This window comes from Albidovulum inexpectatum, from assembly GCF_002927635.1.
GTDB lineage: Bacteria > Pseudomonadota > Alphaproteobacteria > Rhodobacterales > Rhodobacteraceae > Albidovulum > Albidovulum inexpectatum.
In genome coordinates this window covers 169,687-191,343 of sequence record NZ_PRDS01000001.1, presented here as the reverse complement: position 1 = coordinate 191,343, position 21,657 = coordinate 169,687, and the positions used below count along the sequence as shown (strand labels likewise).

Here is a 21,657-nt window from a genome sequence, read left to right as displayed (position 1 = left end):
CCCGCGGACGGAGGATCTCGACATGCGATATCTTGCGCCAAGGACGGCCGATGACGCCGTTGCCGCGCTTCTGGCCGAAAAGGGGCCGACCCGCATCCTGGCCGGCGGCACGGATGTTCTGGTCCAGATGCGTTCGGGCGCGGTGGAGCCCGACCTGATCGTGGACATCAAGCGCATTCCCGGCCTTGACCGGATCACCCGGGAAGATGGCGGCTGGCGGATCGGCGCCGCGGTTCCCAATGCGGCGCTGGGCGAAGATCGTGACTTGCGCGCCTCGTGGGCCGGTGTGGTCGAAGCCGCGAACCTGATCGGTTCGACCCAGGTTCAGGGGCGTGCCACCATGGTTGGCAATCTGTGCAACGGTTCGCCCGCGGCCGATTCAGTGCCCGCGCTTGTCGCGGCCGAGGCGGTTGCCCGCATCCACGGCCCGGATGGCACGCGCGACTGTCCCGTGGCCGAGATCCCCGCCGGCCCCGGCAAGACCACGCTGAAGAAGGGCGAGATCGTGACCTCGCTGTTCCTGCCCGCGCGCCCGCGGCGCTCGGGCGATGCCTATCTGCGCTTCATCCCGCGCACCGAGATGGACATCGCCGTGGCCTCGGCTGCGGTCAGCGTCGAGCTGGATGCCCATGGCCGGATCGTCCGGGCGCGCGTGGCTCTGGGCGCGGTTGCGCCGACGGTGCTGGTGGCCGAGGAGGCTGCCGCGATCCTGACCGGAACGCAGGGCGAAGACGACGTGCTGGAGCGCATGGCCGAGGCCTGCCGCGCGATCTGCCGCCCGATCGATGACAAGCGTGGCACCGTGGAGTTCCGCCGGTCCGTCGCGGGCACCCTTGCCAAACGCGCCGCGCGCATTGCCCTGCAACGGGCGGGAGGACAGTCATGAGCCGTATTCACGTAGCGACCCGCATCAATGGCGATGCGACCGAATTCCTGTGCGCGCCCGAAGAGACGCTGCTGGACGCCCTGCGCAACCGCCTGGGCCTGACCGGGTCGAAGGAGGGCTGCGGCACGGGCGATTGCGGGGCCTGTTCGGTGGTGCTGAATGGGCGTCTGGTCTGTTCGTGCCTTGTGCTAGCGGCCGAGGCCGAAGGCGCCGAGATCGAGACAATCGAGGGCATGGCCGAGGGCGAATCCCTGCATCCGTTGCAACGCGCATTCATCGACCACGCCGCGCTGCAATGCGGGATCTGCACGCCAGGCATCCTGATTGCCGCGCGCGAATTGCTGAAGCGGAACCCCGCGCCCAGTGACGAGGAGGTGCGCTACTGGCTTGCGGGCAACCTCTGCCGCTGCACCGGATATGACAAGATCGTGCGCGCCGTTCAGGCTGCTGCCGCCGAAATGAGGGAGGGCTGAACCATGTCCTTCGACGAATATCATCGCCGCGAATTCCGTCAGGTCGGTCGCCGCGTGCCGCGCCCCGATGGCGTGGACAAGGTCACGGGACGGGCGCTTTATGGCGCCGACATGACCGCACCGGGAATGCTGTGGGGGGCAATCCTGCGCAGTCCGCACGCCCATGCCCGGATCCGGTCGATCGACGTGTCCGAGGCGCTGAAGCTGGATGGCGTGAAGGCCATCGTGACCGGGGCGGATTTCGGAGAGGTCGAGGACGAATCCATCCGCGACATCCGCGACAATTGCATGGCGCGCGACAAGGTCCTGTATGACGGCCATGCGGTGGCCGCGCTTGCTGCCTCGGACCCGCGCGTTGCGCGCAAGGCGCTGAAGCTGATCCGAGTGGAATACGAGGTTCTGCCCCATGTGACGGAACTTGAAGACGCGATGAAGCCCGATGCGCCGGTGGTGCAGGAAGGGCGGGTGCAGGAAACCGTTCCTCCCGGCATGTCCGCGAATGTCACGAGCTATTGCGAGTTCGGCCACGGCGATCTGGAGGCCGGCTTTGCCGCGGCTGACCACATCGTCGAGCGCGAATTCCGCACGGCGGCGACCCATCAGGGCTATATCGAACCGCATGCCTGTCTTGCCGCTGTCACGGCCGATGGCAAGGCCGATCTGTGGTGTTGCACGCAGGGCCAATACATGGTGCGCAGCGTCTGCGCCGCGATCATGGGAATGGAGGCCAGCCAGCTGCGCGTGACCGCGTCCGAGATCGGCGGCGGCTTTGGCGGCAAGACAACCGTCTTCATCGAGCCCGTCGCGCTGATGCTGTCGAAGAAGGCGGGGCGGCCGGTCAAGATCGTGATGAGCCGCGAGGAGGTGTTTCGCGCCACCGGCCCGACGGTGCACAGCCGCTCGCGCATCCGCATCGGGATGACCCGTGACGGGCGGATCACGGCGGCCGAGGCAAGGCTGTACTATTCCGGCGGCGCCTTTCCCTGCGGCACCGTCGAGATGGGCGCGCAGGCGGCCTTTGCCTGCTATGATCTTCAGGCCGTGCGCTCGCAGGGCTGGAACGTGCTGACCAACCGCCCCAAGGAGGCAGCCTATCGCGCGCCGGGCGCGCCCGTGGCGATCTATGCCGTCGAAAGCGTGGTGGACGAATTGTGCCAGCATTTCGGACTGGACCCGCTGGAGGTCCGGCTGAAGAACGCCGCGCGCAAGGGCACGAAATCTTCCTACGGGCCGACCTTCCCCGATATCGGGCTGGTCGCGACGCTGGAGGCCGCGAAGGCCCATCCCCACTACGCGGCCCCGCTGGGGCCCAATCAGGGCAGGGGCATTTCCTGCGGCTTCTGGTTCAATTTCGGCGGCAATACCTGTGTGACGCTGAACATCAACCCCGATGGAACGGTCAGCGTGACCGAGGGCAATCCGGATATCGGCGGGTCGCGGGCCTCGATCAGCCTGATGGCGGCCGAAGAGCTGGGAATTCCCTATGACCGCGTGCGCACCATCGTCGCGGACACGGCTTCGCTGGGCTACAACGATGTCACGGATGGCAGCCGCGTGACCTTTGCCGTGGGACTGGCCACGATCAAGGCGGCGCGCGCGGCAATCCGCGTGATGTGCGAACGCGCGGCCAGGATCTGGGGCATCGATCCCGAGGCCGTCGAATGGAAGGACGGCGCGGCGGTCCCGGCAGGGCCGAATGCCGGAAAGTTCCCGCCCATGACACTGGCCGAGATCGCGGCCAACAGCTTTCGCACGGGCGGGCCGATCGCCGGGCACCACGAGGTCAATGCCGACGGGGCCGGGGTCAGCTTTGGCGTTCACATCTGCGATGTCGAGGTTGATCCCGAGACGGGCGCGACCAGGGTTCTGCGCTATACCGTATTCCAGGACGCGGGCAAGGCGGTGCATCCCGACTATGTCGAAGGCCAGATGCAGGGCGGCGCGGCGCAGGGCATCGGCTGGGCGTTGAATGAGGAATACATCTATGGCGCGGACGGGCGGCTGCAGAATCCGGGGTTCCTGGATTACCGGGTGCCGGTCGCCTCGGACCTGCCGCCGATCGAGCCGGTGATCCTGGAGATTCCCAACCCCGGCCATCCCTATGGTGTCCGCGGCGTTGGCGAGACCGGCATCGTGCCGCCGCTTGCCGCCGTTTCGAACGCGGTTTCGCGCGCGACCGGCGTTCGGATGACCGAACTGCCGCTGTCGCCGCCGCGTGTTCTTGCCGCCATTCGCAGGTCGCGGGCGACGGATGGAGCCTGATCCATGGTGAAGGTGCTGCTTTGGGGCTCGCTGCGGCAGGCCACGGGCGGCAGGACCGAGATCGAACTTGACGCCCGGACCTTCAAGGAGCTTCTGGACCGGGCGGTCGAAGCCTATCCGGGGCTTGAACCGCAGATCCGGCGCGGCGTGTCGGTGGCAATCAACGGCGTGATCTATCGCGAGGCATGGTTCCAGCCGATACCACCGGACGCCGAGGTCGTGTTGATGCCTTACATGACGGGAGGCTAGGGCCGCGTCGGATTCGTGCGCAAAGCGTCGGATTCCGAATAGTGGAAACGTGGCGATGGGCGCCAATGCGCAAGAGATGACGCGCCGTAACAACTGGTTGAAATCCGCGGGCCAATTCTGTTTAGTCATTTTCGGTCCGTAAAGATTTCACAAGAACGCAACAGGGGGACCCAACTTGTTCGATGACAAGACCGGCGCAGACGCCGCATTCGTCGAGTTTGACCGCGTCCAGAAGAGCTATGATGGCGAGACGCTTGTCGTCAAAGATCTGAACCTGTCGATCCGCAAGGGCGAATTCCTGACCATGCTGGGTCCGTCGGGGTCGGGCAAGACGACCTGCCTGATGATGCTTGCCGGGTTCGAGACGGCCACCAGCGGCGAGATCCGCCTGGCAGGCCGCCCGATCAACAACATCCCGCCGCACAAGCGCGGAATCGGGATGGTCTTTCAGAACTACGCCCTGTTCCCGCACATGACCGTGGCCGAGAACCTGGCATTCCCGCTGGAGGTTCGCGGTATCGGCAAGTCCGAGCGTGAAGAAAAGGTCAAACGCGCCCTGGACATGGTTCAGATGGGCGATTTCGCTGGCCGCCGGCCGGCGCAATTGTCGGGTGGTCAGCAGCAGCGGATCGCTCTGGCGCGCGCGCTGGTCTTCGAGCCCGAGCTGGTCCTGATGGACGAACCGCTGGGCGCGCTGGACAAGCAGCTGCGCGAACACATGCAGTTCGAGATCACGCGCCTTGCGCACGAGCTGGGCATCACCACGGTCTATGTCACGCACGACCAGACCGAGGCGCTGACCATGTCGGACAATATCGCCGTCTTCAACGATGGCCGCATTCAACAGCTCGCGCCGCCGGCTGTCCTGTATGAAGAGCCGATGAACAGCTTCGTTGCGCAGTTCATCGGAGAGAACAACACGCTGCTGGGCACGGTGAAGGAAATCAAGGGCGATACCTGTCTGGTCCAGCTGGATCATGGCGAGCTGATCGACGCCCGGCCCGTGAACGTTTCGAAGCCGGGGGACCGCACGCGCGTGTCGATCCGCCCCGAGAGGGTCGAAACGAACAAGGCCCGTCTGCAGCCCGGTGCCCATACGCTGAAGGCACAGGTTCTGGAGTTCATCTATATGGGCGACATCTTCCGCACGCGCCTGCGTGTGGCGGGGAATGACAACTTCATCGTCAAGACCCGGAACGCCCCCGACCAGGTCCGGCTGCAGCCCGGCACCGAGATCGAGATCGGCTGGCTGCCGCAGGATTGCCGCGCGCTCGACGCCTGAGCGCCAAGAATTGGCCTGGCGCCGTTCCCGTGGTGCCGGTCAACATTTCAGAAACGGGAAACAACTGGGAGACCGCAAATATGCGCATTTCTTCGATCCTTCTTGCCTCTACCGCCCTTACGGTGGCGGCGGGCGCTGCCTCGGCCATCGACCTGACGGTCGTGTCCTGGGGCGGGGCCTATCAGAATTCGCAGCTGAAGGCCTATGCCGAGCCCTACATGGCGATGCATCCGGACGTGAACATCATCTGGGACGAAAGCTCGGCCGAAGCCGTGGCCAAGCTGCGCGCCATGAACGAGGCCGGCAACCTGACCTGGGATCTGGTCGATGTCACCGTGTCGGATTCTATCCGCCTGTGCGACGAAGGTCTGGCCCGCGAGATCGATTTTGACAACGAACTGGCGCCCGCGCCGGATGGCACGCCTGCCTCGGAAGATTTCGGCGCCACGCTGAACAACGAATGCTTCGTGCCGCAGATCGTCTATTCGACGACGATCGGCTATCGCACCGACATGGTGGGTGACACGCCGCCCAGCTCGATCTGCGATCTCTTCGATCTCGAGAAATATCCGGGCAAGCGCGCGCTGCAGAAGCGTCCGATCGACAACCTGGAATGGGCGCTCTACTGCGACGGCGTGGCCAAGGAAGACATCTATGACGTGCTTTCGACCGACGAAGGTGTCGAGCGCGCCCTGAAGAAGCTGGACACGATCAAGGATCAGGTCGTCTGGTGGACCGCCGGCGCCGAAACGCCGCAACTTCTGGCCGATGGCGAAGTCGTCATGGGTTCGACCTTCAACGGCCGCCTGTTCTCGGCCATCGTCGAGCAGAAGCAGCCGATCGCGATCCTGTGGGACATGCAGTCGTTCGACATCGACGGCTGGATCGTTCCGGCCGGGCTTGACCCCGAGAAGGAAGCCGTCGTCATGGACTTCCTGCGCTTCGCGACGGATACGCAGCGTCTGGCCGACCAGGCGAAGTACATCGCCTATGGCCCGGCGCGGAAATCCTCGGCGCCGCTGGTCGGCAAGCATGCCGAACTGGGGATCGACATGGCGCCGTGGATGCCGACCGATCCGGCCAACGCCTACAATCCGCACTACTATGACTACACCTGGTGGGCGGATCACCGCGACGATCTGGATGCGCGCTTCCAGTCGTGGCTGGCGCAATAATCCGGCCTGACCGGATTTTCCGGGGGGAGCCATGATGGCTCCCTCCACCTTGACGATCCACGACACGGGCAGCTCGCGCCCGTGCCGTGATTGGGCGCCCAAGACCTGCGTGGGGGAACGATGAGCGATACCACCCAGACCGGCCCGATGCGGGCCGCAGATGGCACACCGCTGAAGAAAAGCCTGGCACGCGCCCTGAGGCGCCAGAAGCTGCGGGCGCTGATGCTGATTGCGCCGCTCTTGATCTTCATTCTTGTCACGTTCATCGCGCCGATCGCGGACATGCTGTTCCGTTCGGTCGAAAACCAGATCGTTGCCGACACGCTGCCCAATACGGTCCGGGCCTTGAAGAGCTGGGACCCCGAGACGGGCGAATTGCCCGGAGAGCCGGTCTTTGCCGGGCTGGCCGTCGATCTGCAGACCGCCGCCGAGCTGAAGATCCACACCAAGCTTGGATCGCGCCTGAATTATGAGAGCCCGGGCATATCCTCCCTGTTCCGTCAGTCCGGCCGCAAGGTCGACGACATCGGCAAGGAGTTCCAGAAACGCTTCGTTGCGTTGCACCCTGCATGGAAATCCGGCGAAACCTGGGCCGCGCTGATGGGATCGGACGAGTGGCTGGAACAGGCCCGGGGATGGAGCCGTGACCAGGGACCCGAGCCGCGTTTCAGGCTGCGCAAGTCTGCCGCAAATGCCTTGCCGCGTACCGGAGAGGTCTATCTGGCCTTTGCGCGCGACGTCCAGGGAACCGGCAGAAAGGCCGTTTCGGCCGAAAAGCCCTGGCCCGTGCTCTTCACGGCACTGGCGCAGGACCTTGGGCAGGCCAGCCCTGAAGACATCGCGGCGATCGACGGACCCGCAGCGCCACTGGTTCAGCAGGCCGCGGCCGCGATTTCGTCCTTCGAGCCCTATTCCTATCGTGACGCCTTCATCCAGATGGACAAGGCATGGGGCGAAATCGGCACCTGGGAGGTCATCAAGCTTTACAGCCCGCGCTATACGCCGGCCTATTTCCTGAACGCGGTGGATCTGGAACTGACCCCGCACGGGATCGAGCCCGCGCCGGAAAACGAACGGATCTACCTGAAGCTGTTCTGGCGCACATTGTGGATGTCGCTGCTGATCACCTTCTGCTGTCTGGCACTGGGCTATCCGGTGGCGTGGCTGTTGGCGAACCTGCCTTCCTCGAAGTCGAACCTGCTGATGATCCTTGTCCTGCTGCCCTTCTGGACGTCTCTGCTGGTTCGGACATCCGCCTGGAAGATCCTGTTGCAGCAGCAAGGTGTCATCAATGACGTGCTGGTCTGGCTGGGGCTGATCGACGATGCCAACCGGCTGGTCATGATCAACAACAAGTTCGGCACCATCGTCGCGATGACGCATATCCTGTTGCCCTTCATGATCCTGCCGCTGTTTTCGGTCATGAAAACGATCCCGCCGACCTATCTGCGTGCCGCGAAATCGCTGGGCGCGACGCCCTGGACCGCGTTCTGGCGTGTGTATTTCCCGCAATCGGTGCCGGGTATCGGCGCGGGCTCGATCCTGGTCTTCATTCTGGCGATCGGCTATTACATCACGCCGGAACTGGTCGGTGGCACGCAGGGCGTGTTCATCTCGAACCGGATTGCCTACCACATATCGACATCGCTGAACTGGGGGCTGGCTGCGGCCCTGGGATCGATCCTGCTCGCGGCCGTTCTGGTGCTCTACTACACCTATGACAAGATCGTCGGCATCGACAATGTGAAGCTGGGGTGACGACAATGGCCAAGAAAAGAATCCTGCCGATCCCCGGTATCTGGAGCTTTACCGTCCCGGTCAATGCCGCGGCCGGAGCCCTGCTGGGATATATGGTCGGGTCCACCAATGGCGCCCCGTTCACCGGTCTTTTGCTGGGTGCGCTGTTTGCCGGCGCGCTGGCCTATGTCCTTGTTCAGCATGTCGGCTCGCGCCGGACCGGCAGGCTGATCGGGGCGGCCGCCACCGCGGTCGTGGGGTTCCTGATCGCCGGTTTCGCCGGGTTTGTGTTCGGCGCCTTTGTCGGCCTGATCCTGAGCTGGTTTGCCTATTGGGTCGGGCTTGGATTGTACCGCGCCGGGCTGCCCTCTTACGCCACGATGGGCGAGGTGCTGTGGCACAACAGCTTTCACCTGATCTGCGGCCTGATCTTCTTCTTCCTGATCGCGCCGATCGTGGTGGTCATCCCGCTCAGCTTCAACGCGCAGGATTTCTTTACCTTCACGCCAGAGATGCTGGCGCTGGATCCCGCGGGCTATTCGCTGAAGCACTATCAGGACTTCTTCACCAATCCCGACTGGACGCGGCCGCTGAGGAATTCCTTCACGATCGCGCCCCTGGCCACGATCCTGGCCGTGTCCTTTGGCACGCTGGCCGCAATCGGGCTTAGCCAGAGCCATGTGCCCGGGCGGCGCGCGATCATGGCGATCCTGATTTCGCCGATGATCGTGCCGCTGATCATATCGGCCACCGGCATGTTCTTCTTTTATTCGAAGCTTGGCAACTGGATGGAAGGCAGCCTTGGCATGTCGCGCGATCTGGTGGGCTATATCAAGGTCGTTCTGGCCCATGCGGCGCTTGGCATTCCGTTCGTCATCATCACCGTGACGGCGACGCTGGTCGGCTTCGACCGGTCGTTGACGCGGGCGGCGGCCAGCCTGGGTGCCGGGCCGGTGCGGACCTTCTTCAAGGTCCAGATGCCCCTGATCCTGCCGGGCGTCATTTCGGGCGCGCTGTTTGCCTTCATTACCTCGTTTGACGAAGTGGTCGTGGTTCTGTTCGTCGGTTCGGCCGCGCAGAAAACCCTGCCGTGGCAGATGTTCACCGGTCTGCGCGAACAGATTTCGCCCACGATACTGGCCGTGGCGACGGTCCTGGTGTTCTTCTCGATCCTTCTGCTGACGACGGTCGAGTTCCTTCGTCGCCGGTCCGAGCGACTGAGGGGCATCACGCCCAGCTGACGCATGTGCCATTTGGGTCGAAACGGGGTGCGGATGATCGCGCCCCGATTTTCCGTGCAGTCTATCCCAGGATCGATAGCCAGAAGGTAGCAGTCAGGATCGACAGGGCGGTGGCCACAAGCACGGATGTGGCCGCGACACGTTTCGCCACGCCATACATGTTTGCGAACAGATAGGCGTTCACGCCCGGCGCCATTGCCGCGGTGACAACGGCCGAGCGCATCTGGCCCTGGTCAAGCGAGAGGTTTGCCCCCAATGACCAGGTGATGGCCGGATGCAGCAGCAGGCCGACGGCCGAGATGTACAGAACGGTCTTCATGTCGCCTTCGGGCCGATAGCGCACCAATATGCCGCCCAGGCCGAACAGCGCGGCCGGCAGGGCTGCCCGAACGATCAGATCGACGGCCTCGGTTAGGACGGCCGGCAATTGTATGCCGCCAAGATTGACCGCAAATCCGGCCGCAATACCGATCATCAGCGCATTTCGAACCATGGCCATGAGAACGGCGCGGATCGTGCGCAGCAGCCCGCCCCCGCCATGACGCACGACCTCCATCGTCGTGATGCCCAGCGCATAGCAAAAGGGCGCGTGAATGGCGATGATCGCATAGTTCGTGGCCAGCGCGCCCGACCCATAGGCGCGCTCGGTGATCGGCAGGCCCAGCAAGACCGAATTCGAGAACAGGCAGCAGAAGCCGATCGCGACGGAATCGGCCCACGGCCGCCGGAACAGCAGCCGCGCGCCCGCGATGCCTGCCACGAAACCCGCCGTGGCGCCGCTATAGAAGGACAGCAGCAGCGGCCATTGGAAGGTCTGCTGCAGATCCAGCGTCGATATTGCGCGGAACAGCAGGAATGGAATTGCGATCCCCTGCGCAAACCGCATCAAGCCATCGACGCTTGCATCGGGAAACACGCCCGAACGGACTGCCGCATAGCCGAACCCGATGACCAGGAATACCGGCAGCGTGACGTCCAGCAATGCCTCGAATGGCAAGACCACGGGGCTAACCGTCGAATTCCAGCACCATGCCGTCATGCGCTGCGCGGACATGGTCGGGGGTTTCCGCTTCGACCTGGGCGTGGTCCAGATCGATATGCATGTTGGTCAGGACCCCAAGCCTGGGCCTGGCCCTCTCGATCCATTCCAGCGCCAGGGCCAGATGCGCATGGGTGGGGTGGGGCTTGCGTCGAAGCGCATCCACGATGAAGCAGTCCAGATCGCGCAGATGGCTGTTCCAGACCGGCTCGGGGATCGACAGCACGTCCGGCAGGTAGACGACCTTGCCAATTCGGAAGCCCAGCGCCGGAATGTCGCCATGGCTGACTTCGAACGGGTCCAGTGTTACGGACCCGCCCGGTCCGTCCACGGTTAACGGGCCGCGGATCGTGTGCATGTCGCAGATCGGAGGGTAGGACGAACCTTCCGGCTGAACGAAGGCATAGCTGAACCGCGTCATCAGCGCCTCTTGCGTGGCCGGGTCGGCCCAGACCTGCACCCTTCGTCCGGTCAGGAAGACGATCTGGCGCAGATCGTCCAGCCCGTTGACATGGTCGGCATGGGAATGCGTGTAGACGACTGCGTCCAGAGACCCGACCTCGGCTCGCAGCAATTGCTCGCGCATGTCCGGCGAGGTGTCGATCAGAACCCGCGTCGTGCCTTCATCCGAGATACGCTCGACCAATAACGAACATCGCGTCCGCCGGTTGCGCGGGTTGGTCGGGTCACATTCGCCCCAGAGCCCCCCGATGCGGGGCACGCCCCCGGACGAGCCACAACCCAGTATCGTGAGCCTGAGGCGCGCCATGTCAGCCTGCCCTTTCCGGCTGTGCGGCGCGACGGAAGAGACGTTCGAAATTCTCCTCGGTCCGCGCGGCAAATTCCTCGTAGTCCAGGCCGAAGATCTGCGCGCCGACGCGGGCCGTATGGACGACATGCGCCGGTTCGTTGCGCTTGCCGCGATGGGGCGGGGGGGCCAGATAGGGCGAATCCGTCTCGACCAGGATGCGATCCAGGGGCGCGGCGGCAAAGATTTCGCGCAGCTCGGCACTTTTCGGAAAGGCGGCGATGCCCGACATCGACAGGTAGAAGCCCAGCTCGACCGCCCGGCGCGCCAGTTCCGGCCCGGATGAATAGCAGTGCATGACGCAATCGAAGGCGCCGTTCTTCCACTCTTCGGTCAAGATCCGCGCCATGTCCTCGTCGGCCGCGCGCGCGTGGATGATCAGCGGCAAGCCCGTTCTGCGTGCGGCCTCGATATGGATGCGCAGCGAGTGCTGCTGCACTTCGGCGCTTTCGGCGGTGTAATGATAGTCGAGACCGGTTTCTCCGATCCCGACGAATTTCGGATGGCGGGCCAAGGCGATCAGGTCATCCAGCTTTGCCATCGGCTCGCGCGCGACGCTCATCGGGTGGGTGCCGGCCGCGTAGAATAGGCCGTCATGGGCTTCAGCGATGGCGCGCACACGCGGTTCATCCGCAAGACGGGTGCAGATCGTTACCATGCGATGCACGCCGGCATCTTTTGCGCGGCCGATCACGGCGTCCAGCTCGCCCGCGAAATCGGGGAAGTCCAGGTGGCAATGGCTGTCGGTGATGGGTGCAGATGTGGTCATGCCCCTGCCTTTACCGCCTTTTTCGGGCAAGGGGAATGCCGCGCGTCACGCGGCATTCCGGTCGCGCGCAACCTGTTCGATACGCAGCACGGCATCCAGCATCAACGCGCCCGGATCAAGATTGACGGCACGCCCATGGGCAATTCTTGCGCCAAGCTCGGCCTGCAATTCCGCCCAACGCCGCGCGGCGGCAACATCAGGGACAAGGCGCGCGGCCAGCGCGGCCTCGCCCGGCGCGGCCTCGGCGCAGGGTCGGCCCGTCCCCGCGCGCGCCATGCGTGCGAGAAACAGCGTCAGAAGATCGAAGACCAGGTCAATCCGGGCCTCATCACCCCGTTGGGCGGCAATATCCGCGAATTTCAGGGCTGCGCCGCGATCCAGCTGCGGCAAGGTCGAGAACAGGCTGACGATTGCCGAATACAGCGTCAGACCTTCGAGGTTCACAAGCCGTATTGCTTCGCCCACCGATCCGGCAGCGAGTTCCGCAAGCGCCCCTTCGCCCTGCGGTGCAATCCCGGCCTGCTCCATCGCCGCGGCAAGGTCGGTCGCGGAAAGAGGGGACAGGCGCAGCTCGCGGCAGCGCGACCGGATCGTCGGCAAGAGCCGCGACGGCTGATGGCTGACCAGCAGAAAGGTCACATCTGGCGGCGGCTCTTCAAGCATCTTCAGCAGGGCGTTGGCCGCGGCATTGTTCATCTCGTCCGCGGCATCGACGATCGCCACCCGGCGCCCGCCATCCGCGGCCGACAGATGCAGGAATGCGCCCAGCTTGCGAACCTCGTCGACGGTGATCGCGGATTTCAGGCGCTTGCGGTCAGGATCCCAGGCGCGGCGCATCGGGAACAGCCTTGGTTCAGCCCCGGCCAGTATGCGCCGCGCCACGGGATTGTCGGGCGCGACGTCAAGACTGCCTGCCGCCGCGACCTCGGCGAACAGGCCGGGATCGCTCGGCGATCCGTTTGCCAGAAGGAAACGCGCGATGCGCCATGCAAGCGTGGCCTTGCCGATCCCGCGCGGGCCGGTCAGAAGCCAGGCATGGTGAAGCCTGCCGGAGTGATGGGCGTCGAGAAAGGCCTCCTCGGCGGATCGTTGTCCGAACAGACGCGCCGTTTCACGCGGATGCGGCGCGCCCTCGATCCGGTCGGGTTCGGGAAGCGCGTCGGTGGTCATCCCAGGGCCTCATCGGCGATGGCGGCGATCTCGGCGGCGATCACATCGGCCGGACGGTTGCCGTCGATCAATCGGCAGCGTTCGGGAAACTCCCGCGCGAGATCCAGGAAGCCCGCACGCATGCGCGCCTGCATCTGGGTGCCGAAATCCTCGAACCGCTCTTCGCCACCTTGACGTGAGCGCGCCCGGCTCAGGCCCGTTTCGGGATCGATGTCGATGATGAAGGTCAGGTCGGGTTCGCGCCCGATCATCAGCCGGTGCAGTTCGTCAACGATCTGTCGCAGATCGCCCCGCGTCACGCCCTGATAGACCCGCGTGGAATCGGCAAAGCGGTCGCAGACGACAACACGGCCCGCGGCAAGCGAAGGCTCGATCAGGCGTTCCAGATGGTCGCGTCGGGCAGCCGTGAACAGCAGGATTTCGGTCTCGGCGGACCACCGATCGGGGTTGCCCCGCAGCAGGAGTGCCCGGATTTCCTCGGCGCCGGGCGATCCACCCGGTTCGCGCGTTGCGACAACGTCCAGCCCGCGCTGGCGCAGATGTTCGGCCAGGGCGCGCGCCTGCGTGGACTTGCCCGAGCCGTCGATACCTTCGAAGGTGATGAACATCCCGCCCCGGCGCGTCACCTTTCTCAGCTCCACAGACCGGACAGTTCCGTCATCAGGCGACCACCCAGAATCCCCAGGGCCGTGCGCAGGCGGCTGGCAACACCCCCCTTGGCCACGGCGGTTTCCGCGACCAGGGGTATGGTGACGGTCGGAATGCCCGGCAGTTCGATATGCATCTCGGCCAGTTTCTGGCCTTCGGCGATGGGGGCCTCGACCGGGCTTTCATAGACGATTTCGGCCTTCAGGTTGTCGCGAGCAAGCGATGGCAGAAGCAGCGTCAGATCGCGTTCCAGGACAAGACCCACCCGGCGTTCGGCACCTAGCCACACCTCGGCCTCGGCCATGCGGGTGCCTTTTTCCGCTACGGTCTTCTGGACGAAGTCGCGAAAGGCCCAGTTCACGATGCGCTCGGCTTCCTCGGCGCGCTCGCGTTCGGAGCTGAGCCCGGTGATGGCGAACACGATCCGCCGTCCGTTTTGCACGGCCGACCCCACAAGACCATAGCCCGATTCCTGGGTGTGGCCGGTCTTCAGACCATCGGCGCCGATTCCCAGCTTCAAGAGCGGATTGCGATTGAACCGGTTCTGCGGCGCGCGGCCGTCAAAAGGGAACTCGGTCAGCGAGAAATAGCCGTAATATTCCGGGAAGTCGCGGATCAGGTGTACCGCCAGGCGCCCCAGATCGTGCATCGACATCTTCTGGTTGGGGTGCGGCCAACCGGACGCATTGGCAAAGGTCGAATTCGACAGCCCCAGGGCGCGCGCGCGTTCGTTCATCTGACGGGCAAAGTTTTCCTCGGTCCCGGCCAGGCCCTCGGCCACGACGACGCAGGCATCGTTGCCCGAAAGCACGATGATGCCCTTGATCAGTTCCTCGACGGTGGGCCGGTCGGTTTCATTCAGGAACATTGTCGAACCGCCCATCGCCTTTGCCCGCGAGGAAACCGAAAAGCGGTCCTCGAGGCTGATGCGCCCGTCGCGCAGGGCCTCGAACAGCATGTTTATCGTCATCAGCTTGGACATCGAGGCCGGCGGCAGCGGCACATCGGCGTCCTTGGCCAGAAGCACCGTGTCGGTCGTCATGTCATAAACCCAAGCCGCGCGGGCGCGGGTTTCGAAACCCAGCGCCTGTGCCGCGCCAAGCAGCACGACGATCAGGGGAAGAAGCAAGCGAAACATCGGGGCAGGATCCTTTGGTTAGCTGCTGACCGGATAGGCGTCGGCAAAGCCCAGTTCCTTGGCCTTGGCAAGCATGGCGTCGCGTTCCTCGATGCTGGTGGCCGGGCCGATCACGACGCGCCAATAGGGCCGAGCGGAGCCCTCGACACGGATCACGCGAACATTCAGTGCCGCCTTGCGCGCTTTCTCGGCCGCCTTGTTGGCATTTTCCTCGGCCGTGAAGGTCGCGATCTGGATCAGAGGCCGTGCAAGGCTGCCCGCGGATGCGGGGGCTGACTGCGGCTCGACCGGGTCAAGCGGTGTCTGTTCGATTGCGCCAGAGGGTGCGGTCGTGCCTGCGGTGGGCGCTGCAGGGGCTTTTGGTTTGCTGCGGAACAGGCCGAAGAAGCCGCCCGACGATTTCCTTGGTGCTTCGGCGGTCGGCGCGGATGCAGCGGGCGTATCGACGGGCGGAGTTTCAGGCACCGCGCCAGCATCAGCCCCCGCCGGTTCGGCTTGGGATTGATCGGACGCCGCTGGTTCGGGCGGGGGTGGCAGCTCGATTTCCTTCTTGCGCAGTGCGACGATGGATAGCTCTGTTGGCTGACCGGCGAGGATGCCCAGGGCCTCGGCCGCGTCGGAGGAAATCTGGATGCTGGGGCCTGGCATGACCCGCTCGCGCCGGAACAGCGCGCCCGTCACGGATTTGCCGTTGGAGATATTCCGGATGATGACCCTTTCGGGATCCTTGACGTCATAATGCGCAACCCAGATGCCGCCCAGCGAGGGGCGGCCGTCCCACAGGCCCTTGCCCGTCATCTGGAAGACTTCGGGCGCCTCGACTTCCTTCACGATGGGCCCCGTTTCCGGTGCTTGCAGTGCAGGGCCCGAACTGCTGCCAGAACTGGTCTGGCACGCCGCAAGCGGAATGAATGCAACTGTCACCAAAGCCACGAATGATCCTGCCCGGCCGGTCATGAAAGCCCCCAATGTCCGCGAACTGCATGCCGCGTTTCATGATCCATGTTCCGCTCGAAAGAGGCGCCGCCGCACGAACGGAAGCGTGCATCCGCACGGATTGTTCACGGTTGGCGCGCAGTCTAGCCGCTTGCCTGTCCGGTGAAAAGCCGTCGCAGGGCCTTTGCGCGAATTTCGGCAAGGCGGATGCGCTCAGGCTCTGGTCAAACCGGGGCAGAGCAGTGTAGAACCGCGACCCGACGGAAGCGTGGCCGAGCGGTTGAAGGCACCGGTCTTGAAAACCGGCAACGGGGAAACCCGTTCGTGGGTTCGAATCCCACCGCTTCCGCCACCTACATCCGCCCTCTTTCCCCGACGCGATCTCGGCCGGATTTCCCTTGCTACTTCCGAGGTTTGTCCCCACTCCGTCCTCGCAGAGATGGCTTCACCCACCTGCTTCACGTCCGAACTGCCCCGAAGTCTCAGAGGTCCTGACAGAGGGGTTCGGTTTCGGGCGGGATTTCCCTGTTCTTGGTCGATTTACAGGGAATTTCGCGCGGAATCGCGGGTTTCGCCACAAGCGCACGCGGATTCTGCACGGTGGAGCAATGACCTACGGCCAAATTCCCTGCGCACAGGAACAGGGAATCTCTCTGCACGAACAGGGAATCTTCTTAGCCAATCAGGGAAGCGATGGACGATATCAGGGAGCCGCGCGTCAGACTCCCAACATCCGCTCCTGCGCGGCCCAGTCGAGCGGCAGGGGCTTTGCGGTCAGGCACTCGAGAGTGAGCTCCGGCGGCTGGGTGCCCTTGAGGATCGCCGCCTGGATCCTTGGCGAGAGGAAGGCGCGCTACGCGCGGGTGCGCAGGAACGACTTGGAGACGCCTTCGGCCTTGGCGGCCCCCGAGAGCGGGCGCCCGGCCTTTAGCGCCCCGGCCTGGCGCCGGGCCTGGCAGGATGTGATCCCGTTCTTCGGCTTCGATCCGGCGATCCGGAATATCATCTATACCACAAATGCCATAGAGAACCTGAACCGCGTGATCCGCAAATCCTTCAAGACGCGCGGCTCCTTCCCGACGGACGAGGCCGCGACCAAGCTGATCTGCCTCGCCATCCGCAAATTCTAGAAAGATGGTCGGAACGTCCGGAAATGGTTTGCAGCCCGAAACCAGTTCGCCATAATGTTCGGCGAGCGCTTCGACGCTTGAATATCTGAAACCGCATGGGCCGGGCCAGATACACAAAGTTCAGGACACTCCCAGAGCAGAAGCGTGTGCCGCTGGAACGCGACGATCATGGCCTCTTCTTCTTCGCTGAGAACAGTCGAGCGTGGCTTCGTCGGATCGGTCTTTCGATCCTCGACAGACTGCCGTTTGCGCCACTTCGCGACCGTCTTGGGATTGATTCCAAGCTCCCGACTCAACTCCGCGATCGAGGCATGCGATCCCTGTATTGCCGCTCTGACAGCGTGCGTTGTCGTCGCGCTGCTGTGACGAGTTTGTCCCATAATGCTTCCTTCCATTCCAACGAAAGGATCACATCAAACCGTGGGATCAAACATCTAAGCCGCGTTGTCCAGCAGGCGCCGGGCAATGACCTGTGCCTGTATCTCGGCCGCGCCTTCGAAGATGTTCAGGATTCGTGCGTCGCACAGGATGCGGCTGATCTGATATTCCAGGGCAAAGCCGTTTCCGCCATGGATCTGCAACGCATTGTCGGCCGCGGCCCAGGCCACGCGCGCGCCCAGAAGCTTGGCCATTCCGGCCTCGAGATCGCAGCGATGGCCATGATCCTTGGCCCACGCGCTGTGATAGGTCAGCTGCCGCGCGATCATGATTTCAACGGCCATCATCGCCAGCTTGTCCGCCACGCGCGGGAAGGCGATCAGGGGCTTGCCGAATTGCTGGCGCTCTTCGGCATATTGCAGACCGATTTCCAGTGCCGACTGGGCAACGCCGATGGCGCGCGCCGCGGTCTGGATGCGCGCGGCCTCGAAGGTCTGCATCAACTGCTTGAAGCCCTGACCCGTCTGGCCGCCCAACAGGTTCGCCCCGGACACGCGGAACCGGTCGAAGGCCAGCTCGTACTCCTTCATGCCGCGATAGCCCAAAACCTCGATCTCTCCGCCCGTGATGCCGGGATCGGGGAACGGGTCGGATTCTGTGCCTGGCGTCTTTTCGGCCAGGAACATGGACAGGCCGCGCCAGTCGGTCGTATCGGGATCGGTGCGCGCAAGAAGGGTCATCACATGGGCGCGGGCGGCATGGGTGATCCAGGTCTTGTTGCCGGTGATCTCCCAATCCTCGCCGACGCGCGTGGCGCGCGTGCGCAGTGACCCCAGATCCGAGCCGGTATTGGGTTCGGTGAACACGGCCGTTGGCAGGATCTCTCCGCTGGCGATGCGCGGCAGCCAATGGGCCTTCTGTTCGGGCGTGCCGCCGCAAAGGATCAGCTCTGCCGCGATCTCGGAGCGCGTCCCGAGGCTGCCCACGCCGATATAGCCGCGCGAAAGTTCCTCGGACACGACGACCATCGACGCCTTCGACAGGCCCAGCCCGCCATATTCCTCGGGGATGGTCAGGCCGAACACGCCCAGTTCGGCCAGCTCTTCGATGATCTCCATCGGGATCAGCTCGTCCGCGAGATGCCAGCCATGGGCATTCGGCACGATCCGTTCGTCGGCGTAGCGGCGGAACTGGTCGCAGATCATCTCCAGCTCGTCATCAAGACCCGTTGCGCCGAATGTCGCGCGTCCTCGCGCATCGCGCATCAGGTCGACAAGGCGGGCGCGCGCGGCCGGCGTGTTGCCGCCTTCAATCAGCGTGCGGGCCGCGCCTTCGGGCGTCCAGGACAGGCCCAGATCGGACAGGCGGGCGAATTCGTTCTGGCTCATCGGAATGCCGCCGGCGATCTGGGCCAGATATTCGCCAAAGCCAATCTGCAGGATCAGCGATTCGATCTCGCCAAGCTTGCCCGCTGCTTCCAGCCGCTCGGCCCAGGCCAGCATCTGGCGCAGGGATTCGACATAGGTCGCCAGCCAGGACAGCGAATGCGCCGCGTGTTGCTCGTGCTCCAGAAGGGCGGCATCGATGCGGCCGTTCGGCGCAAGGCGCGCACGCAGATCGCCCGCCGCGCCGGTGATCAGCTCATCGATCTGCGCGACCGCCTGCCGCGCAAGGGTCAGAAGGTCGGGCAATTGCGTTCCGGCCGGTCGCGTCATCTGGGTGTTTCCTTCATGCGTGCCGTCATGCGCCATCGAGCTTCTCCTGCTTTCTGCGTCTGCATCGTGGTAGCCCCTTTGCGGTCGCAGCGCAATAATAATTCGTTAGGACAATTTTGAATGTTCGAAAATGTCGCACGCAATTTCGCTCTGGCGCAGGTTTCGCGCGGATTGTAGCCGTTGGGCAGGAGGTCTTGCCCATGTATCTGCCGGAAATCTGGATTCTGGTCGCGGCCGGTGGCGTCGCCCTTTTTGCCGGTGTGGTGAAGGGCGCGGTCGGCTTTGCCATGCCGATGATCATGATTTCGGGCCTTGCATCCTTTCTTCCGGCCGAACAGGCCCTTGCGGGATTGATCCTGCCGGCCTTGGTCACCAACCTGATACAGGCCCTGCGCCAGGGTCTTTCCGCCGCATGGGGAACGGTTCGGGACTATCGTGCCTTGCTGATCGTTCTGTGCGGCACGATCGTGGTGGCGGCGCAATTGGTGCCGATTCTGCCTCAGGCCGTGATGCTGCTGCTTCTGGGCGTACCGATCGTGGCCTTCGCGCTCAGCCAGCTTGCGGGCCTGCAGCTGCGTATCCCCGCCCGTCGCGGGGGGCGGGCAGAGATCATGGCGGGGCTTGTCGGCGGGTTCTTCGGGGGAATTGCCGGTGTCTGGGGGCCGCCGGTCATTGCGCTTCTGATTTCGCGCGCGGCGGACAAGCGCGAAAGCGTTCGTGTGCAAGGGGTCGTCTATCTTCTGGGGTCGGTCATGCTGCTGGCGGCGCATCTGCGTTCGGGGGTAGCAAATGCCACGACCTTGCCGTTGTCCGTCGTGCTGACGGTTCCGGCCTGCCTGGGCATGTGGCTGGGCTTTGCGCTGCAGGACCGGTTGGATGCCGAGCGATTCCGCAAATGGACGCTGATCGTTCTGGCGCTTACCGGGGTGAACCTGATCCGGCGCGCCCTGACTTTTTGAATGCGGCCGGGGTCAGCGGCGGACGCCCCCCGGCCACCGATGGAACCCGTATCAGCCGATCGCGGCCGCGCGCACCTCTTCGTCGATGTGATCGACATATTGCGCGAAGTTGTCGGCGAACATGCGCACCAGCTTTTGCGCCTGCGCGTCATAAGCGACCGGATCTGCCCAGGTGCCGCGCGGATCAAGCAGCGCATCCTCCACGCCCGGCACGCTGACCGGCACCTCGAAGCCGAAATTCGGATCGCGCCGGAATGCCACGCCGTTCAGCGACCCGTCCAGTGCGGCCGACAGCAGCGCGCGCGTCGCCTTGATCGGCATCCTGCGGCCCGTGCCATAGGCGCCGCCGGTCCAGCCGGTATTGACCAGCCAGCACGAGGCGCCGGTCGCCGCGATCTTCTGCTGCAACAGCTTGCCATAGACTTCGGGCCGGCGCGGCATGAAGGGCGCGCCGAAGCAGGTCGAGAAGGTCGGGATCGGCTCGGTCACGCCGACCTCGGTGCCCGGTGTCTTCGAGGTGAAGCCGGACAGGAAGTGATACATCGCCTGCGCCGGTGTCAGCCGCGCGATCGGCGGCAGCACGCCATAGGCGTCGCAGGTCAGCATGATGACGTTGCGCGGCTGGCCGCCCCGCGCCGTGGGCGAGGCGTTAGAGATGTAGTCCAGCGGATAGGCGCAGCGCATGTTGTCGGTGATCGAATTGTCCTCGAAGTCGAGTTCGAGCGTCTCGGGGTCATAGACCATGTTCTCGACCACGGTCGCAAAGCGGGTGGTCGTGGCATAGATCTCGGGCTCGGCCTCGGGGTTCAGGTTGATCGTCTTGGCATAGCAGCCGCCTTCGAAGTTGAAGGTGCCATTTTCGGACCAGCCATGTTCGTCATCGCCGATCAGGATGCGCGAGGGGTCGGCCGACAGCGTCGTCTTGCCGGTGCCGGACAGGCCGAAGAACACCGCCACGTCATCGGGGTCCCCGATCGCATGGTTGGCCGAGCAATGCATCGACATCACGCCCTTGCCCGGCAGGATGTAGTTGAGAAGGGTGAAAACCGATTTCTTGATCTCGCCGGCATAGGCGGTGTTGCCGATCAGGATCAGCTTGCGGTCGAAATTGATTGCGATCACGGTTTCCGACCGGCAGCCGTGACGCGCCGGATCGGCCTTGAAGCCGGGGCAGTTGATGATGGTGAATTCGGGAATGAAATCATCCAGCTCTTCGCGCGCAGGGCGGCGCAGCAGGTGGCGGCTGAACAGCCCGTGCCAGGCCAGTTCAGTCACGACCCGGACATCCAGCCGGTGTTCCGGGTCGGCGCCGGCATAGAGATCCTGCACGAAGTAGTCGCGCCCCTTCATGTGGTCCAGCATGTCCCGGTGAAGCCGGTCAAAGGCATCGGGTGCCATGGGGGCATTGTTTTCCCACCAGATCGTGTCTTCGACCGATGGTGTGCGGACCACGAACTTGTCCTTGGGCGAACGGCCCGTATGCGCGCCGGTCGTGACCAGCACCGCCCCGCCACGGCCCAGCCGGGCCTCTCCGCGGCGGATGGTTTCTTCGACCAGCTTGGGTTCGATCATGTTGTAATAGACGTTGCCGAGCCCCGAAATGCCCTGATGCTCCAGCCTTTGCGAGGGGTTCACGCGTCCGTCCGTCATTTAGATGCTCCC

General features: G+C 64.2%; 18 protein-coding genes, 1 tRNA gene and 2 pseudogenes. 11 read left to right on the top strand and 10 right to left on the bottom strand.

Features of this window, described 5'->3' with window-relative positions:
• Positions 1 to 22: 22 nt before the first annotated feature.
• The 8 genes from LV82_RS01000 (at position 23) to LV82_RS00965 (ending at position 9,305) form a co-directional block, all read left to right on the top strand.
• Complete coding sequence (locus LV82_RS01000; protein ID WP_104068845.1) at positions 23 to 886, top strand: FAD binding domain-containing protein; 864 nt, start codon at positions 23 to 25, stop codon at positions 884 to 886.
• On the top strand, positions 883 to 1,359 hold the full coding sequence (locus LV82_RS00995; RefSeq protein WP_104068844.1) for a (2Fe-2S)-binding protein: 477 nt from the start codon (positions 883 to 885) through the stop codon (positions 1,357 to 1,359). Before LV82_RS01000 ends, LV82_RS00995 begins: the two co-directional genes overlap by 4 nt.
• A gap of 3 nt (positions 1,360 to 1,362) precedes the next feature.
• A complete protein-coding gene (locus LV82_RS00990) occupies positions 1,363 to 3,621 on the top strand; it encodes a xanthine dehydrogenase family protein molybdopterin-binding subunit (RefSeq protein WP_104068843.1) in 2,259 nt (752 codons plus the stop codon).
• 3 nt (positions 3,622 to 3,624) lie between these two features.
• On the top strand, positions 3,625 to 3,870 hold the full coding sequence (locus tag LV82_RS00985; protein ID WP_104068842.1) for a MoaD/ThiS family protein: 246 nt from the start codon (positions 3,625 to 3,627) through the stop codon (positions 3,868 to 3,870).
• Positions 3,871 to 4,045: 175 nt separating this feature from the next.
• Positions 4,046 to 5,152, top strand: a complete 1,107-nt coding sequence (locus LV82_RS00980; protein ID WP_104068841.1) for an ABC transporter ATP-binding protein — start codon at positions 4,046 to 4,048, stop codon at positions 5,150 to 5,152.
• An 80-nt stretch (positions 5,153 to 5,232) separates the two neighbouring features.
• Positions 5,233 to 6,327 (top strand): extracellular solute-binding protein, encoded by a 1,095-nt coding sequence (locus LV82_RS00975; RefSeq protein WP_104068840.1) that lies wholly within the window; start codon positions 5,233 to 5,235, stop codon positions 6,325 to 6,327.
• A 120-nt stretch (positions 6,328 to 6,447) separates the two neighbouring features.
• Positions 6,448 to 8,085 carry an ABC transporter permease gene (locus LV82_RS00970; RefSeq protein WP_104068839.1) on the top strand — a complete coding sequence of 546 codons (1,638 nt, stop codon included), beginning with the start codon at positions 6,448 to 6,450 and terminating at the stop codon, positions 8,083 to 8,085.
• A 5-nt stretch (positions 8,086 to 8,090) separates the two neighbouring features.
• Complete coding sequence (locus tag LV82_RS00965) at positions 8,091 to 9,305, top strand: ABC transporter permease (RefSeq protein ID WP_104068838.1); 1,215 nt, start codon at positions 8,091 to 8,093, stop codon at positions 9,303 to 9,305.
• 61 nt (positions 9,306 to 9,366) lie between these two features.
• Here LV82_RS00965 and LV82_RS00960 read toward each other — a convergent pair whose 3' ends face one another.
• From LV82_RS00960 to LV82_RS00930, 7 genes are read right to left on the bottom strand one after another with little or no spacing between them, the layout of a single operon-like run.
• Positions 9,367 to 10,344: an AEC family transporter gene (locus LV82_RS00960; protein ID WP_104068837.1), complete on the bottom strand. Its 978-nt coding sequence runs from the start codon at positions 10,342 to 10,344 to the stop codon at positions 9,367 to 9,369.
• Positions 10,313 to 11,113, bottom strand: a complete 801-nt coding sequence (locus LV82_RS00955) for an MBL fold metallo-hydrolase (protein WP_104068836.1) — start codon at positions 11,111 to 11,113, stop codon at positions 10,313 to 10,315. Before LV82_RS00955 ends, LV82_RS00960 begins: the two co-directional genes overlap by 32 nt.
• Position 11,114: 1 nt before the next feature.
• Positions 11,115 to 11,921, bottom strand: a complete 807-nt coding sequence (locus tag LV82_RS00950) for a TatD family hydrolase (protein ID WP_104068835.1) — start codon at positions 11,919 to 11,921, stop codon at positions 11,115 to 11,117.
• 45 nt (positions 11,922 to 11,966) lie between these two features.
• On the bottom strand, positions 11,967 to 13,091 hold the full coding sequence (locus tag LV82_RS00945; protein WP_104068834.1) for a DNA polymerase III subunit delta': 1,125 nt from the start codon (positions 13,089 to 13,091) through the stop codon (positions 11,967 to 11,969).
• Positions 13,088 to 13,699, bottom strand: coding sequence for a dTMP kinase (gene tmk, locus LV82_RS00940; RefSeq protein ID WP_104069265.1), 612 nt, complete (start codon positions 13,697 to 13,699; stop codon positions 13,088 to 13,090). Before tmk ends, LV82_RS00945 begins: the two co-directional genes overlap by 4 nt.
• 23 nt (positions 13,700 to 13,722) lie before the next feature.
• Positions 13,723 to 14,877, bottom strand: a complete 1,155-nt coding sequence (locus LV82_RS00935) for a D-alanyl-D-alanine carboxypeptidase family protein (protein WP_104068833.1) — start codon at positions 14,875 to 14,877, stop codon at positions 13,723 to 13,725.
• 18 nt (positions 14,878 to 14,895) lie between these two features.
• Positions 14,896 to 15,708, bottom strand: a complete 813-nt coding sequence (locus LV82_RS00930) for an SPOR domain-containing protein (RefSeq protein ID WP_245873022.1) — start codon at positions 15,706 to 15,708, stop codon at positions 14,896 to 14,898.
• 367 nt (positions 15,709 to 16,075) lie between these two features.
• On the opposite strand from LV82_RS00930, the gene LV82_RS00925 reads away from it, so the two are divergent.
• A tRNA-Ser gene (locus tag LV82_RS00925) sits at positions 16,076 to 16,165 on the top strand.
• A 586-nt stretch (positions 16,166 to 16,751) separates the two neighbouring features.
• Positions 16,752 to 17,024, top strand: a pseudogene (locus LV82_RS00920) (transposase); the annotation flags it as partial.
• Between the two features lie 56 nt (positions 17,025 to 17,080).
• Here the strand turns inward: LV82_RS00920 and LV82_RS00915 are convergent.
• Together LV82_RS00915 and LV82_RS00910 are read right to left on the bottom strand one after the other, a co-directional pair.
• Positions 17,081 to 17,323 (bottom strand): annotated as a pseudogene (locus LV82_RS00915) (transposase); the annotation flags it as partial.
• A gap of 54 nt (positions 17,324 to 17,377) precedes the next feature.
• Positions 17,378 to 19,072, bottom strand: coding sequence for an acyl-CoA dehydrogenase family protein (locus LV82_RS00910; RefSeq protein WP_170063325.1), 1,695 nt, complete (start codon positions 19,070 to 19,072; stop codon positions 17,378 to 17,380).
• Between the two features lie 164 nt (positions 19,073 to 19,236).
• On the opposite strand from LV82_RS00910, the gene LV82_RS00905 reads away from it, so the two are divergent.
• Positions 19,237 to 19,995 (top strand): sulfite exporter TauE/SafE family protein, encoded by a 759-nt coding sequence (locus LV82_RS00905; RefSeq protein WP_104068831.1) that lies wholly within the window; start codon positions 19,237 to 19,239, stop codon positions 19,993 to 19,995.
• Positions 19,996 to 20,046: 51 nt separating this feature from the next.
• On the opposite strand, the gene LV82_RS00900 is transcribed toward LV82_RS00905, so the two are convergent.
• Positions 20,047 to 21,645: a phosphoenolpyruvate carboxykinase gene (locus LV82_RS00900; RefSeq protein WP_104068830.1), complete on the bottom strand. Its 1,599-nt coding sequence runs from the start codon at positions 21,643 to 21,645 to the stop codon at positions 20,047 to 20,049.
• Between the last annotated feature and the right edge of the window lie 12 nt (positions 21,646 to 21,657).